General features: G+C 59.9%; 11 protein-coding genes and 1 pseudogene. 11 read left to right on the top strand and 1 reads right to left on the bottom strand.

Features of this window, described 5'->3' with window-relative positions:
- Window positions 1–202 precede the first annotated feature (202 nt).
- Window positions 203–2,527: an NADP-dependent malic enzyme gene (locus ABVK50_RS02805; protein WP_353642895.1), complete on the top strand. Its 2,325-nt coding sequence runs from the start codon at window positions 203–205 to the stop codon at window positions 2,525–2,527.
- Window positions 2,528–2,887: 360 nt separating this feature from the next.
- On the opposite strand, the gene ABVK50_RS02810 is transcribed toward ABVK50_RS02805, so the two are convergent.
- Window positions 2,888–3,856, bottom strand: a complete 969-nt coding sequence (locus tag ABVK50_RS02810; protein WP_353642894.1) for a LysR family transcriptional regulator — start codon at window positions 3,854–3,856, stop codon at window positions 2,888–2,890.
- Window positions 3,857–4,214: 358 nt separating this feature from the next.
- Between ABVK50_RS02810 and ABVK50_RS02815 the strand changes: the two are divergent.
- From ABVK50_RS02815 to ABVK50_RS02860, 10 genes and pseudogenes are all read left to right on the top strand, one after another.
- Window positions 4,215–4,328: pseudogene (locus ABVK50_RS02815) on the top strand (acyltransferase); the annotation flags it as partial.
- Complete coding sequence (gene nodB / locus ABVK50_RS02820; RefSeq protein ID WP_353642893.1) at window positions 4,325–4,984, top strand: chitooligosaccharide deacetylase NodB; 660 nt, start codon at window positions 4,325–4,327, stop codon at window positions 4,982–4,984. The pseudogene ABVK50_RS02815 and the gene nodB, both read left to right, overlap by 4 nt.
- 14 nt (window positions 4,985–4,998) lie before the next feature.
- Window positions 4,999–6,360, top strand: coding sequence for a chitooligosaccharide synthase NodC (gene nodC, locus ABVK50_RS02825; RefSeq protein ID WP_353642892.1), 1,362 nt, complete (start codon window positions 4,999–5,001; stop codon window positions 6,358–6,360).
- A 222-nt stretch (window positions 6,361–6,582) separates the two neighbouring features.
- The gene (gene nodI, locus ABVK50_RS02830) at window positions 6,583–7,497 is read left to right on the top strand and encodes a nodulation factor ABC transporter ATP-binding protein NodI (protein WP_353642891.1); all 915 of its coding nucleotides are present in this window, start codon (window positions 6,583–6,585) and stop codon (window positions 7,495–7,497) included.
- 3 nt (window positions 7,498–7,500) lie between these two features.
- Window positions 7,501–8,289 (top strand): ABC transporter permease, encoded by a 789-nt coding sequence (locus ABVK50_RS02835; protein ID WP_353642890.1) that lies wholly within the window; start codon window positions 7,501–7,503, stop codon window positions 8,287–8,289.
- A 288-nt stretch (window positions 8,290–8,577) separates the two neighbouring features.
- A complete protein-coding gene (locus ABVK50_RS02840; RefSeq protein ID WP_353642889.1) occupies window positions 8,578–9,324 on the top strand; it encodes a sulfotransferase in 747 nt (248 codons plus the stop codon).
- Window positions 9,325–9,601: 277 nt separating this feature from the next.
- Window positions 9,602–9,835 carry a DUF2061 domain-containing protein gene (locus ABVK50_RS02845; protein WP_353642888.1) on the top strand — a complete coding sequence of 78 codons (234 nt, stop codon included), beginning with the start codon at window positions 9,602–9,604 and terminating at the stop codon, window positions 9,833–9,835.
- Between the two features lie 160 nt (window positions 9,836–9,995).
- Window positions 9,996–10,901, top strand: coding sequence for a sulfate adenylyltransferase subunit CysD (cysD, locus tag ABVK50_RS02850; RefSeq protein ID WP_353642887.1), 906 nt, complete (start codon window positions 9,996–9,998; stop codon window positions 10,899–10,901).
- Window positions 10,902–10,903: 2 nt separating this feature from the next.
- Window positions 10,904–12,808: a sulfate adenylyltransferase subunit CysN gene (cysN, locus tag ABVK50_RS02855; RefSeq protein WP_353642886.1), complete on the top strand. Its 1,905-nt coding sequence runs from the start codon at window positions 10,904–10,906 to the stop codon at window positions 12,806–12,808.
- Window positions 12,789–13,775, top strand: coding sequence for an inositol monophosphatase family protein (locus tag ABVK50_RS02860; RefSeq protein ID WP_353642885.1), 987 nt, complete (start codon window positions 12,789–12,791; stop codon window positions 13,773–13,775). Before cysN ends, ABVK50_RS02860 begins: the two co-directional genes overlap by 20 nt.
- The last annotated feature ends 38 nt before the right edge of the window (window positions 13,776–13,813 follow it).

Below are 13,813 nucleotides of genomic sequence, written 5' to 3' on the forward strand. Positions count from 1 at the left end.
TTGGGAAGGCAACAGTGGCCACTAGGTCACGACCTAACCGATGCGGTCCCTCTTACAGCGTTGTGCACGCCACGGATTTCAACCGTGTTCCCGATTCTCCCGCTTGGCGGCGGGCACCTGGCAGCATCTGCGACCATATGCGAAATCGAGGGCGAGATTGCACATCTTTAAGGAGGGCGAACAAAGTAGAGGGGAGCGCCGAATGGAAGCCGAAGACACCGAAGCCGGGCGCTCCGACCTGGAACAGGCGGCGCTTTTCTTTCACAAGCACCCTACGCCCGGCAAACTGGAGATTCAGGCGACGAAACCGCTGGGAAATCAGCGCGACCTGGCGCTCGCCTATTCGCCGGGCGTCGCCGCCCCCTGCCTCGCGATAAGAGACGATCCGGCGACCGCCGCCGACTACACGGCGCGCGCCAATCTGGTGGCGGTGATATCCAACGGTTCGGCTGTGCTCGGCCTCGGCAATATCGGGCCGCTCGCCTCCAAGCCGGTGATGGAGGGCAAGGCGGTCCTGTTCAAGAAATTCGCCGGCATCGACGTCTTCGATATCGAGATCGACGCGCCGGAGATCGAGCGCATGGTCGAGACGGTGGCGGCGCTGGAGCCGACCTTCGGCGGCATCAACCTGGAGGACATCAAGGCGCCGGAATGCTTCGAGGTTGAGGAGCAGCTCAAGGCGCGGATGAAGATCCCGGTCTTCCACGACGACCAGCACGGCACGGCGATCATCGTGGCGGCCGCGGTGCTCAACGGGCTGGAATTCGCAGGCAAGAAGATCGAGGACATCAAGATCGTCACCTCGGGCGCGGGAGCGGCGGCGCTCGCCTGCCTCAATCTGCTCGTCCTGCTCGGCGCGAGGATCGAAAACATCTGGGTCACGGACCGTTTCGGCGTCGCCTACAAGGGCCGGCTCGACGAGATGGACCGCTGGAAAGACCCCTATGTGAAGGACACCGAGGCACGTACGCTGGCCGACGTGATTACCGGCGCTGACGTGTTCCTCGGCCTGTCCGCGGCGGGCGTGCTGAAACCCGAACTGCTGAAGCATATGGCGGAAAAGCCGCTGATCCTGGCTTTAGCCAACCCCAACCCCGAGATCATGCCGGATGAGGCCCGCGCGGCCAGGCCAGATGCGATGATCTGCACCGGCCGCTCCGATTTTCCCAACCAGGTCAACAACGTACTCTGCTTTCCCTACATCTTCCGCGGGGCGCTGGATTGCGGCGCGAGCGCGATAAACGAGCTGATGAAGATGGCGGCGGTGCGGGCCATCGCCGCATTGGCGCGGGAGGAACCGTCCGATGTCGCCGCGCGCGCATATTCCGGCGAGACGCCGACCTTCGGCCCGGATTTCCTGATCCCTTCGCCCTTCGACCCCCGGCTGATCCTGAGGATCGCGCCGGCGGTTGCGAAAGCCGCCTGCGAAACCGGCGTCGCCACGCGGCCGATCACCGATTTCCCTGCCTATATCGACCGGCTCAACCGCTTCGTCTTCCGCTCCGGCCTGGTGATGAAGCCGGTGTTCTCGACGGCCAAGACGGCAGCATCAAAGCGGGTAATCTATGCCGACGGCGAAGACGAGCGGGTTCTTCGCGCCGCCCAGGTGGTGATCGAGGAAGGCATCGCCGAGCCGATCCTGATCGGGCGGCCGCATGTCGTCGACGTGCGGCTGAAGCGCTACGGGCTGCGCATCAAGTCGGGAACGGATTTCGAACTGGTCAACCCGGAGGACGACCCGCGCTACCGCCACTATGTCGACCTCCTGATCGAATTGGGCGGCCGCCGCGGTGTGACGCAGGAAGCCGCACGCACCCTGGTGCGCACGAACACCACCGTGATCGCAGCGCTGGCGCTGAAGCGGGGCGACGCCCATGCGATGATCTGCGGGCTGGAAGGCCGGTTCGAGCGCCATTTGCGCAATGTCTCGCTGATCATCGGGCCGCGCGAGGGTGTTCGCGACCGCGATCTCTCGGCGCTTTCCATGCTGATCTCGACGCGTGGCGTCACCTTCTTCACTGATACCTATGTGACGGTCGATCCGACAGCGGAAGAGATCGCCGAAATGACCGTGCTGGCGGCCGAGGAAATCAGCCGCTTCGGCATCGAGCCTAAGGCGGCTCTGCTGTCGCATTCCAATTTCGGCTCGCGTGACTCCCCGAGCGCGCTGAAGATGCGGCAGGCGGCGGAGATCCTGAAGAAGATAGCGCCCGACCTGCAGAGCGACGGCGAAATGCATGCCGATTCGGCGCTGTCCGAATTGCTGCGCCAGCGCGTCTTTCCGCATTCGGCTCTGAAGGGCGAAGCCAATCTTCTGGTGTTTCCGAACCTCGATTCGGCCAATCTGGCAATGACCACGGTCAAGCAGATGATGGACGCGCTGCATGTCGGACCGATCCTGCTCGGCACCGACAAGCCGGCGCACATCCTGACGCCGTCGGTGACCTCGCGCGGCATCGTGAACATGACGGCGCTGGCGGTCGTCGAGGCATCGCAGAAGGCTGTCGCAACGCTGAGGACGGGTTGAACGCCCGGAAATTTGGCCAGACGCCGAAGAAACCGCTAACCTTCCGCAGCGGATTCGCGTAATTGGCGAACCGGCAATTCGGGAGGGGGATCGGCACGGGATGGCGGGCAGGCGAGCGAAAAGACAAGCCGTTGCGCTGGGAGCCATCGCACTCACGGTTGCGACCGCCGTGCCGGCTTTCGCCGACACCTGGCTCTGGCGTCAACTCGGAGTTGATCGCCGCAGCGGTCGCTGTGCCCTGCGCAACATGACGACGCACTCCTTCTCCGTTCTCGACGGTGAGCGAGGAGGTTGGGCAGCGAACGGCCTAGGTCAACGCCAGGCCATTTTGCTGTACTTCACGCACACGAACTCCCGCTCCTAGACCAAGGGCAGCCCCGAGCTGAATACATTAGAAGCGCGCGTGACGTCCTTGGCCTTGCGTGGAGTAGCCATGCGGGACGCCTCCTGCAACATTATCTCCCGCATCCAGATGCTTGCCGGATCATTGTTGTGAACGGCCGGCCATTGGACTGCCTCGGTGAATGCGGGAAGTTGCAGCGGAAGTTCGATGATCTGCAGGGGAAACGTATGTTCGAAATGCTTGACCAGCCGGGAGGGCATGGTCGCTATGCGATCTGTGCCTGATATCAAAGGCGGGATCATGCTGAAGGCCTGCACGGTGACCTCGACACGTGCCTTGAGGTCATGCTCACGCAAAAACCATTCCTTGGGCTTCCGCAAACGCTCGAACTTAACCGAAACGTGCTTCATTGACATATATTTCTCTACCGTAAGCTGCCGTGGCAACTGCTTGTTCCTGGCGCAGCCCACGCACACGAGCCTCTCGTCGAACAGCGACAATCTTGGATGCGCGCTCGACAAGAACCATTCCGGAACAATGACAAAATCGACGTCACCGCGCCGGAGGAGCTCATCGGGGCTGTCGTCGAGAGGCAGCATTTCGAAGCTGACGGCGGGTGCTTCGCGTGCAACGCGCTCCACGACCTTTTCAAAAAAAACCAGTGTGACGAAATCGGAAAGAATAATCCTAAAGCGGCGATCGGATTGAGCCGGGTTAAACGGATCGCTAGAAATAATCGAGCACTGGATGCACAGGAGCGCGTCGCGAACTGCCGGGGCGAGCGCTTGTGCGCGCGGTGTTAGAATACGCTCGCGGCCGCTCATCGCAAATAGTTCGTCGCGGAAAAAATCGCGCAGCCGGGCAACGGCCGCACTCATGGCCGGCTGACTCAGGTTGATGCGGCGCGCCGCCTCTGTGAGGTTGCGCTCGGTCAGCAGTGCGTCGAGCACAACCAGAAGATTTAGATCAAGCCCTTTGAACCGCATGTCAGTTATCCATAATGCGGATGCGTCAAATCGAAACAAACGATTTTACCGGTTTTGCAGAACGTCGCATAGGGACAATTCAAGGAAGCCCCTTAAGGAAGTTGTCGATGTTTGCGTTAGCTCCGAGGAGCATTTTTGCCCCCGCGTAGCATTTTCCGGTGCACGCCTTCCGGTGTTCGCCGAAGGTCAATCAAGCCGCATGTCCATTGCGGCTGGGTTCTTCGGTCCGCGCAAGCTACGTCGCGTCGGCTCGCTGCAACAAGCTCTTTCCTGCATAGGCGCTTACTTCAAGAAACAGCAATAAAGACGAGGTCCTTCCATGCGCTCTGACGTGCGGTGGCGGTTGTGCTGGGAAAATGAATTGCCGCCCACGCGCGTCCAGGACCTGCTCGTCTTCCTTATGCCGACTGGACGCCTGATGAGCGAGTGGCCTGCCGGCGCGCTGATTGATCGCAACGGTCCGGAGCTATGAAACATTCGGACTACATGCGCGGAGTGCAGAATGACTACGCTGATGCCACCGAAGATCGCAGCGTCTATTTGACGTTTGATGACGGTCCAAGTCCGCTTTGGACACCGGATATCCTCGATCTGCTGGCGCAACACCGGGTGCCGGCGACGTTCTTCGTCATCGGTGCCGGGGCCGAAGACAAGCCGGAACTCATCCGGCGAATTTTTGCAGAAGGGCACGAGGTAGCCAACCACACGATGACTCATCCGGACCTGTCCAGATGCGGATCCGCCGAAGTCGAACGTGAAATCCTCGAGGCGAACAGGGTCATCAGGATGGCGTGCCCCCAGGCCACGGTACGGCGAATGCGCGCGCCGTATGGGATTTGGACCGAAGAAGTGCTTACCACCTTAGCGAGCGCCGGACTGGCGGCTGTCCATTGGTCGGTAGATCCGCGAGACTGGTCTCGCCCCGGCCCAGACGCGATTGTCGATGCAGTGCTCGCCCGTATCGAGCCGGGCGCAATTGTGCTCTTGCACGATGGGTGTGCTCCCGACGAGTTGGGACCGGACACTCAAGCCAGTCTGCGTGACCAGACGGTCACGGCGCTGGCGCACCTGATTCCAGCATTGCATGACCGCGGATTTGTAATCCGCTCGCTTCCTGAACATCACTGAACAATCGAGATCCTATGAACCTGTTCGCTGCAATCAGTATCGTCGCCGTGTCGTGCTATGCACTGCTCTCGACTCTCTATAAGGGCATGCAGGCGATTTATGCTCGGCCAGCAAAAGCGGCACCGGCGTCGGACGACCTAGTCGGCTCCGGCCTCTGGCCGAGCGTGGATGTCATCGTCCCCTGCTACAATGAGGATCCGCGCACGCTCTCGGCGTGCCTCGCTTCCCTTGCACACCAGGAATACTACGGCAAATTGCGGGTGTATGTAGTTGATGACGGTTCTGGAAATCGCGAAGCGGTCGCGCCGGTACACGACAGCTATGCGGAGGACGCGCGATTTGAGTTCATTCTGCTCCCCGAGAATGTCGGCAAGCGCAAAGCGCAGATCGCCGCCATACGCCGCTCATCTGGAGATTTGGTGCTCAACGTCGACTCGGACACGACACTTGCGCCCGACGTTATCAGGAAACTTGCACTGAAGATGCAGGATTCAGGGATCGGCGCGGCCATGGGCCAGTTGACGGCAAGCAACCGGAGCGACACATGGCTGACTCGGTTGATCGATATGGAGTACTGGCTGGCTTGCAATGAGGAGCGTGCGGCACAGGCTCGCTTCGGTGCCGTCATGTGCTGTTGCGGCCCATGTGCCATGTACCGCCGGTCTTCGCTCCTTTCACTGCTAGCTCGGTACGAGACGCAGCTGTTTCGGGGGAAGCCAAGCGACTTCGGTGAGGACCGCCATCTTACGATCCTCATGCTGGAAGCAGGCTTTCGAACCGAGTACGTTCCGGACGCAATCGCGGCAACAGTCGTTCCCGATACGCTAGGGCCGTATCTGCGCCAACAACTCCGCTGGGCACGGAGCACTTTCCGGGATACGCTGCTTTTGCTTCGGCTACTGCCTGGCCTCGATCGCTATCTCACGTTGGACGTGATCGGCCAGAATCTCGGCCCGCTGCTTCTCACCCTGACGGTGGTAGCGGGACTCGCGCAGCTCGCACTCACAGGTACAGTGCCTTGGTCGGCATGCCTGATGATTGCAGCCATGACCATCATTCGATGCACCGTTGCAGCTTTTCGTGCTCGCCAACTTCGATTTCTCGCATTTTCTCTGCACACATTCATCAACATCTTTCTATTGCTGCCCTTGAAAGCCTATGCGTTGTGTACACTGAGCAATAGCGATTGGCTGTCGCGCAAGACCACCAGCCTACCCAACAGGGAGAAAAAGCAGGAGCAGGTCATCGCGAAACACACGATGGCCGGACCAAACGCTACGGGAAGCTCGGAAGTTGCCGACTCGATTCGCAGGACGAATCTGCCGCGCGATCCATCAAGGTTGGTTGAGTCTGGCAGCGCTTGCAGCGGCAAGTAATCGAAGCACGTTGGTAGCGGGCAAGTCGTGAGTCCAGGGAAGTAGCCGAAGGCGGTCCCTAGCGGCCCGACGCCAATCCGTTCGAGTTGGGGGCGACACACGCAAATGCTTCGGCTGTCGCTTTCGACGGGGCGTCACAAATGTGATTGCCTGCTCTGGACCAGAACGCCGTGAATGAATTGCCGGCAGGCCGATCGGCTTGTTTCAGCTTGAGATAGAACCATGTCCAAAGTAGCAGTCGACCTTACCGGCGTAAAAAAATCATTTGGCGACAAGCCCGTTGTGAACGGGCTGTCGTTCACCGTTGCGTCGGGGGAGTGCTTCGGCCTGCTGGGGCCGAACGGTGCGGGCAAGAGCACTATTGCGCGCATGCTCCTCGGCATGACGCCGCCCGACGCGGGTAAGATCACGGTTCTCGGGGTGCCAGTGCCGGCACAGAGTCGCTTGGCACGCAAGGGCATAGGCGTGGTTCCACAGTTCGACAACCTTGACCAGGAATTCACGGTACGCGAGAACCTGTTGGTGTTCGGGCGCTACTTCGGCATGAGCACCCGCAAGATCGAAGCGGTCATTCCATCGCTTCTCGAGTTCGCCCGGCTTGAGAGCAAGGAGCATGCACGTGTCGCCGAACTATCCGGCGGCATGAAGCGGCGTCTGACGCTAGCACGTGCGCTGATCAACGACCCGCAGCTACTCGTAATGGACGAGCCGACCACCGGCCTCGACCCGCACGCGCGCCACCTGATTTGGGAGCGCCTGCGTTTACTGCTGGCGCGCGGCAAGACGATCATCTTGACGACCCACTTTATGGAAGAGGCTGAGCGGTTGTGCGACAGGCTGTGCGTTCTCGAATATGGATGCAAAATCGCTGAAGGCAGCCCTCAAACCCTGATTGACGAACATATTGGGTGCCATGTGATCGAGATCTTCGGCGGCAATCCACAAGAGCTGGGTTCGTTGATTAGGCCATACGTTCAGCGCATCGAGGTGAGCGGCGAGACGCTATTTTGCTATGCGTCCGATCCGGAGCAGGTGCGGGTGCAGCTGCGCGGGCGCGCGGGTCTGCGTCTTCTGGAGCGTCCACCCAGTCTGGAGGACGTTTTCTTGCGGCTGACCGGACACGAGATGGAGAAGTGAACAATGGGTGAAAGCTTTGCGGCGGCTCTACCCGCTAACCCGTGGAACTGGATTGCGGTGTGGCGCCGCAACTATATGGCCTGGAAGAAGGTCGCACTTGCGTCACTGATCGGCAACCTCGCCGATCCTATGATCTATCTTTTCAGCCTCGGCACTGGCCTCGGAATAATGATAGGTCGCGTTGACGGTGCCTCGTACATTGCTTTTCTGGCAGCCGGCATGGTGGCGACAAGCGCGATGACCGCATCGACCTTTGAAACGATCTATGCTGTTTTCGCTCGCATGCACGATCAACGGACCTGGGAAGCAATCCTGCACACACAACTTACCCTTGGCGACCTGGTTCTCGGTGAATTGGCGTGGGCAGCCACCAAGGCCTTTCTGGCTGGTACAGCAATTACGATTGTTGCCGCCGCAGTTGGTTATTCAGCATGGTGGTCCGTCCTGTATGTGCTACCAGCCATCGCTCTCACTGGGTTCGCGTTTGCAAGCCTGGCCTTGATCGTCACGGCGCTTGCCCCTAGCTACCAGTATTTCATATTCTACCAGACGCTCGTCATCACACCCATGCTGTTCCTATCCGGCGCGGTCTTCCCGGTCACCCAATTGCCGGACACCTTTCAGCAGGTTGCGGGCTTTTTGCCGCTGGCGCATTCTATCGACCTTATTCGTCCGGTGATGCTTGGCCACCCGGTCGGCAACGTCGGGCTGCATATCGGCGCACTTTGCATCTACGCGGTATTGCCGTTTTTCATATCTGCGGCACTGTTCCGTCGGCGCCTGATGCGTTGATGCTACATACGAATACAAGAAGGAGACCCGCCACAAGCGGCGAGCGTGCTTGGCCTGGCGGCTGTGAGTTGGCGACAGCAGAACACGAAAGTTGGCGCACTCACGCGACTGGAGGCAGCTTTTGATGCAGGCACACGCCGCCGGTCTGCGCGACCAATCTCACGGTGCGGGTCTGATTGCATGAGCGCAGGTCAAAACCCGTCCGCGTCTCAACACATCATGGCCAGTCTTCTTGTGCTGGGCACCGCCCCTGAACGTCGAAACCACTATCAGTTGGAAACACATGCAATGACCCACACCACACCGACCGCTGAGCCTTTTGCAATCCTTGCTTTGCCAAGGACTGGGACGCACTATTTGGAAGTGTTGTTGAACGAGCATCCGAATGTAATCAGTAACGGTGAGTTGCTCAACGAGTACGACACTAACTGGCCCAATAAGGATCGTCTGCTACGCAGCAATCGCGAGCTCCTAGAGCTTGCCTACGTGCGCTATCCCACGCGGAGCGACAAGAAGGTGACGCATGTTGGCTGCAAGGTCAACGAACCTCAGTTTCACGATCATCCAGGCTTCTTTGCGGAACTGGCCCGTTGGCCAGGACTCAAGGTGATCCTCTTGGTTCGGAGAAACGTATTGGAATCGCTACGGTCGCTGGTGCAGGCAAGGCAAAGCGGTCAGTGGCTGAAGTTCAGTTCGGACAGGGATGAAGCTCCGCCGCCACAGGTCAGATTGTCAATCGCCGACTGCGAGGCATACTTCAAAACCGCCGACGATTTCCACGCTCGTGTTGCGCACTCCTTCGCACCGTCCAACTTGCTTGTAATTGAATACGAGAGCCTTCTTCAAGAACCCGCAGCATGTTTGGGAACAGTTTGGGATTTCCTGGGAGTTCCGACGCTTCAGCTGTCCGGTTGCGCCATCCTTCAGCGCCAGGAAGCGCGACCGCTCAACCAAACGGTACAGAATTTTGATGAACTGCGGCTTCACTTCGCAGACGGACCTTATGCGAGTTTTTTTGACGTCGCTGCCGTCTGACGGGCCCCTTGCAGCCAGTAGTGCGCTTGCTCCCAGCGCCACATTCCACGCTTTTCAGCGAATGCCAATATTGGCCTCAGACTGAGACACCCGACGAGCCCGCCACCCGGCCGAGATTGGCGATTGGTTGAGGCATTCTTGTTGAAGACCGCATGAAGGGCATGACCGCCACCGAGTTCCTCCCGCCCTGAGCGAGACGGAGGATCAAGAAACGTTCCCGCCGTCAAACCACCCTGACCCCATTGGTCATTTTACGCGTCCACTGGAGCGATTGCGCATGTTCATTCCCGTTCCCGAGAGCCACGGCAGATCGATAGCCAAGGCTGTCAGTTGGCGCATCACAGGCAGTCTCGATACGTTCGTGCTGAGCTGGCTCATAACCGGAAACGTCGTTTCCGCGGGATCCATCGCCACCGGTGAAGTCGTCACAAAGATCGTGCTGTACTATCTCCACGAGCGGGCATGGTCATTCATTCCCTTTGGCCGGCGCACCATATCGCCAGCTGAATGAACAGCACAACGACGATTGGCCCCCTTTCTCGGATGTCTTTCGTCGCGATGACAGAAGCCATGACCATACGGTTTGATAAAGCAGTGAACCAGCCATTCGGCGCTTGCAAGGTGCCGCTTCCGCGATGACTGGCAGAACGCTGGGTTAGAAAAGTGCCGACATGAATGTTTCTTTGACGCACCTGCAACGCCTTGAAGCCGAGGCCATCCATATTTTTCGCGAGGTGGCGGCGACGTTTGCGAAACCGGTGATGCTCTATTCGGTGGGCAAGGATTCGTCGGTCCTGCTGCATCTGGCGATGAAAGCCTTCTATCCGGCGAAGCCGCCGTTTCCATTCCTGCACGTCGACACGACCTGGAAATTCCGCGAGATGATCGAGTTTCGAGATCATATGGCCGAGAAGCTGGGCTTCGACCTTCTCGTCCACGTCAACGAAGACGGCGTGCGCGACGGCATCAATCCCTTCGACCATGGCTCGAATACCCATACCCATGTCATGAAGACGGTGGGTCTGCGCCAGGCGCTCGACAAATACGGTTTCGACGCGGCCTTTGGCGGTGCCCGCCGCGACGAGGAAAAGTCCCGCGCCAAGGAGCGCATCTTCTCGTTCCGCAATGCGCAGCATGTCTGGGATCCCAAGAACCAGCGTCCGGAAATGTGGAAGATCTACAACACAAGGATTTCGCCGGGTGAATCGATCCGCGTCTTCCCGCTCTCCAACTGGACCGAACTCGACATCTGGCAATACATATTGCGCGAGGACATCCCGATCGTGCCACTTTATTTCGCCAAGAAGCGGCCGGTGGTCGAGCGTGACGGCATGCTGATCATGCGCGACGACGACCGCATGAAGCTCCGGCCGGGCGAGGTCATCGAGAACCGCCTGGTCCGTTTCAGGACGCTCGGCTGCTATCCGCTGACCGGGGCGATCGATTCCGACGCCGACGATCTCGAAGGCATCGTCAATGAGATGCTGATTGCCCGAACCTCGGAACGCCAGGGCCGGCTGATCGACCGGGACGAGACCGGCTCGATGGAAAAAAAGAAGCGCGAAGGATATTTCTGAGAATGCGCCACCTATTGGCAGAAAATCTCGTCGCGGCCGATACCGTTCGCGAGTTCATCGCCGACCAGGAACAGAAGTCGCTGCTGCGCTTCCTGACCTGCGGTTCGGTCGACGACGGCAAGTCGACGCTGATCGGCCGGCTGCTGTCCGACACCAAGCAGATATTCGAGGACCAGCTGGCCACGCTGGAGCGCGATTCCAAGAAGCACGGCACGACCGGCGACGACATTGATTTCGCGTTGCTGGTGGATGGACTGGAGGCCGAGCGCGAGCAGGGCATCACCATCGACGTCGCATACCGTTTCTTCGCCACGCCCAAGCGCAAATTCATCGTGGCTGACACGCCCGGACACGAACAATATACCCGCAATATGGCGACGGGCGCTTCGACCGCCGATCTGGCCATCGTGCTGGTCGACGCCCGGCAGGGTGTGCTGCGCCAGACGCGCCGCCATTCGATCATCGCTTCGCTGCTCGGCATCCGCCACGTGGTGCTTGCGGTCAACAAGATCGACCTGGTCGGCTTCGACCGCGACGTATTTGCGAGGATTGTCGCCGACTACACGGAGTTCGCCAAGGATCTCGGCTTCTCGTCGATCGTGCCGATACCGATGTCGGCCCGTTTCGGCGACAATGTCTCCCGGCGCTCCACGCAAACGGGCTGGTATGCCGGCCCGACCCTTATCGACCACCTCGAAACGGTGGCGGTCGGCGAAGCGAGCGAACAGCCGTTCCGGTTTCCCGTGCAGTATGTAAACCGGCCGAATCTCGATTTCCGCGGCTTCGCAGGAACGGTCGCGTCGGGCTCGGTTGCGGAGGGCGACGTAGTTGTTGTCGCGAAATCCGGCAAGCAATCGCGGGTCAAGCGCATCGTTGCGCAGGGCCGCGATATCGAACGGGCGGTGGAAGGCCAGGCGGTCACCATAGTCCTGGAAGACGAGATCGAGGTTTCCCGCGGCAATCTTCTGGTTGCGCCCGAAGCACGGCCGCAGGTCGCCGACCAGTTCGCGGCCAACCTCGTCTGGTTCGATGAGCAGGCGCTTTTGCCCAGCCGCTCATACATACTGCGCACCGAGACCGACCAGGCGAGCGCAACCATTTCGGAATTGAAATACCGCCTCAATGTCAATGACTTCGCGCAGGAAGCTGCCAAATCGCTGGCGATGAACGAGGTCGGCGTCGTCAACATCTCTGCGCAGTCGCCGATCGCTTTCGACAGCTTCGCCGAAAATCGTACGACCGGCGCCTTCATCCTGATCGATCGCATCACCAATGCGACCGTCGGGGCCGGCATGATCCTGCATTCTCTGCGCCGCGCCGACAACATCCACTGGCAGTCGCTGGAAGTTACGAAGAGCGCCCGCGCCGCGGCCAAGCATCAGAAGCCGGGGGTGCTCTGGTTCACCGGGCTTTCGGGATCGGGCAAATCGACCATCGCCAATCTGCTCGAAAAGAAGCTGCACGCGAGCGGCCGTCACACCTACATGCTCGATGGCGACAATGTCCGCCACGGGCTGAACCGCGATCTCGGCTTCACCGACGAGGACCGTGTGGAAAACATCCGCCGCGTCGCCGAAGTGGCGCGGCTGATGGTGGATGCCGGCCTGATAGTGATCGTCTCCTTCATCTCGCCATTTCGCGCCGAGCGCCGTATGGCGCGCGAAATGATGGGCGAGGGCGAGTTCATCGAAGTGTTCGTCGACACGCCTTTCGAGGAATGCGCCGCGCGCGATCCGAAAGGGCTCTATGCGAAGGCGCTCGGCGGCGAGATCAAGAACTTCACCGGCGTGGATTCTCCCTACGAGCGGCCGGAAAATCCGGACGTAATACTGACGACGACCGGCAAATCGCCGGAAGAGACACTAGGTGCTCTCGAAGGATGGCTCCATGAACGTAGTCTTGTCTAACGAACTCTCGACGACGAAGGTTGATCCATTTGACGACAAAGCAATCGTCGGTCTGTTTGAAGGGCCGCGCCATGATGGCTATCTTCGACGCGGGGTTTATCCATCAGACGAAGGCGGACGCCTCGCCGGTGACCGAAGCGGACCGCGCCGCCGAGCGGGCGATCCTCGAACGGCTTCGCCTCGCATTGGCCGGCGTAACTTGCCCGGCGGGAGAGGAAATCGCTGGCGCGTAGTGCCGGTGCTGGAAGGCGATGCGATCCTGTTGATCGATCCGCTCGACGGCACCAAGGAATTCATCAACCGCAACAGCGACGGTCAATATCGCGCTGGTGCGCAATGGGATACTCGAAGTAGGCGTAGTTTATGCTGCGGCAAAGGGTGTGTTGTACTCCGGCCGTCCGGGCGAAGCGACCGAGGTATCAATTGCGCCGGATTGCCAGCCGGCGGCCGCCGCAAAATGTCCGTACGAAAGGCAGCCAAGCGGCGTACGATCGTCGCGAGCCGCTCCCGCCGCACTCCCGAGACCGACGAATTCATCGCCAAGGTCGAGGGCGCCGAGATCGTCCCAGTGGGGCCTTCGTTGAAGTTCTGCCTTTTGGCGAGCGGAGCGGCTGATCTTTATCCGCGCTTCGGTCGTACTATGGAATGGGATGCGGCCGCCGGCGATGCCGTGCTGCGGGCGGCCGGTGGACGAACCGTGCTTATCGAAGGCGGCCCGCTTCGCTACGGCAAACGCGGGCAACAGGACGAAGCGGACTTCGCCAACTCCTGGTTCATAGCAGACACGTCACCGGCTGCGACGGATCAAAAGGTCGCACTCTGGAGAATAGTTCATCCAATTAGTCGGAGTGAACAGACGCTCGTCTCTCCGGCAGAACCTCCTGCCGTCGCAGGATCTGGTCCGGTTCAACGATGCATTTGCAAACTGATCGGCCGGCACTGGCAACAAGGCTGCCTCCTGGAATAACCCGGGTCGGTTCGCTTGTGCAAAGCCGACGGTATAGA

Source organism: Mesorhizobium sp. WSM2240, from assembly GCF_040438645.1.
GTDB lineage: Bacteria > Pseudomonadota > Alphaproteobacteria > Rhizobiales > Rhizobiaceae > Allomesorhizobium.

Bases quoted from the DNA above. Each gene is read 5' to 3' on its own strand.
- ABVK50_RS02810 (WP_353642894.1), bottom strand. From the start codon at position 3,856: ATGCGGTTCAAAGGGCTTGATCTAAATCTTCTGGTTGTGCTCGACGCA.
- ABVK50_RS02835 (WP_353642890.1), top strand. From the start codon at position 7,501: ATGGGTGAAAGCTTTGCGGCGGCTCTACCCGCTAACCCGTGGAACTGG.
- nodI (WP_353642891.1), top strand. From the start codon at position 6,583: ATGTCCAAAGTAGCAGTCGACCTTACCGGCGTAAAAAAATCATTTGGC.
- cysN (WP_353642886.1), top strand. From the start codon at position 10,904: ATGCGCCACCTATTGGCAGAAAATCTCGTCGCGGCCGATACCGTTCGC.
- ABVK50_RS02805 (WP_353642895.1), top strand. From the start codon at position 203: ATGGAAGCCGAAGACACCGAAGCCGGGCGCTCCGACCTGGAACAGGCG.
- ABVK50_RS02840 (WP_353642889.1), top strand. From the start codon at position 8,578: ATGACCCACACCACACCGACCGCTGAGCCTTTTGCAATCCTTGCTTTG.
- nodC (WP_353642892.1), top strand. From the start codon at position 4,999: ATGAACCTGTTCGCTGCAATCAGTATCGTCGCCGTGTCGTGCTATGCA.
- nodB (WP_353642893.1), top strand. From the start codon at position 4,325: ATGAAACATTCGGACTACATGCGCGGAGTGCAGAATGACTACGCTGAT.
- ABVK50_RS02845 (WP_353642888.1), top strand. From the start codon at position 9,602: ATGTTCATTCCCGTTCCCGAGAGCCACGGCAGATCGATAGCCAAGGCT.
- ABVK50_RS02860 (WP_353642885.1), top strand. From the start codon at position 12,789: ATGAACGTAGTCTTGTCTAACGAACTCTCGACGACGAAGGTTGATCCA.
- cysD (WP_353642887.1), top strand. From the start codon at position 9,996: ATGAATGTTTCTTTGACGCACCTGCAACGCCTTGAAGCCGAGGCCATC.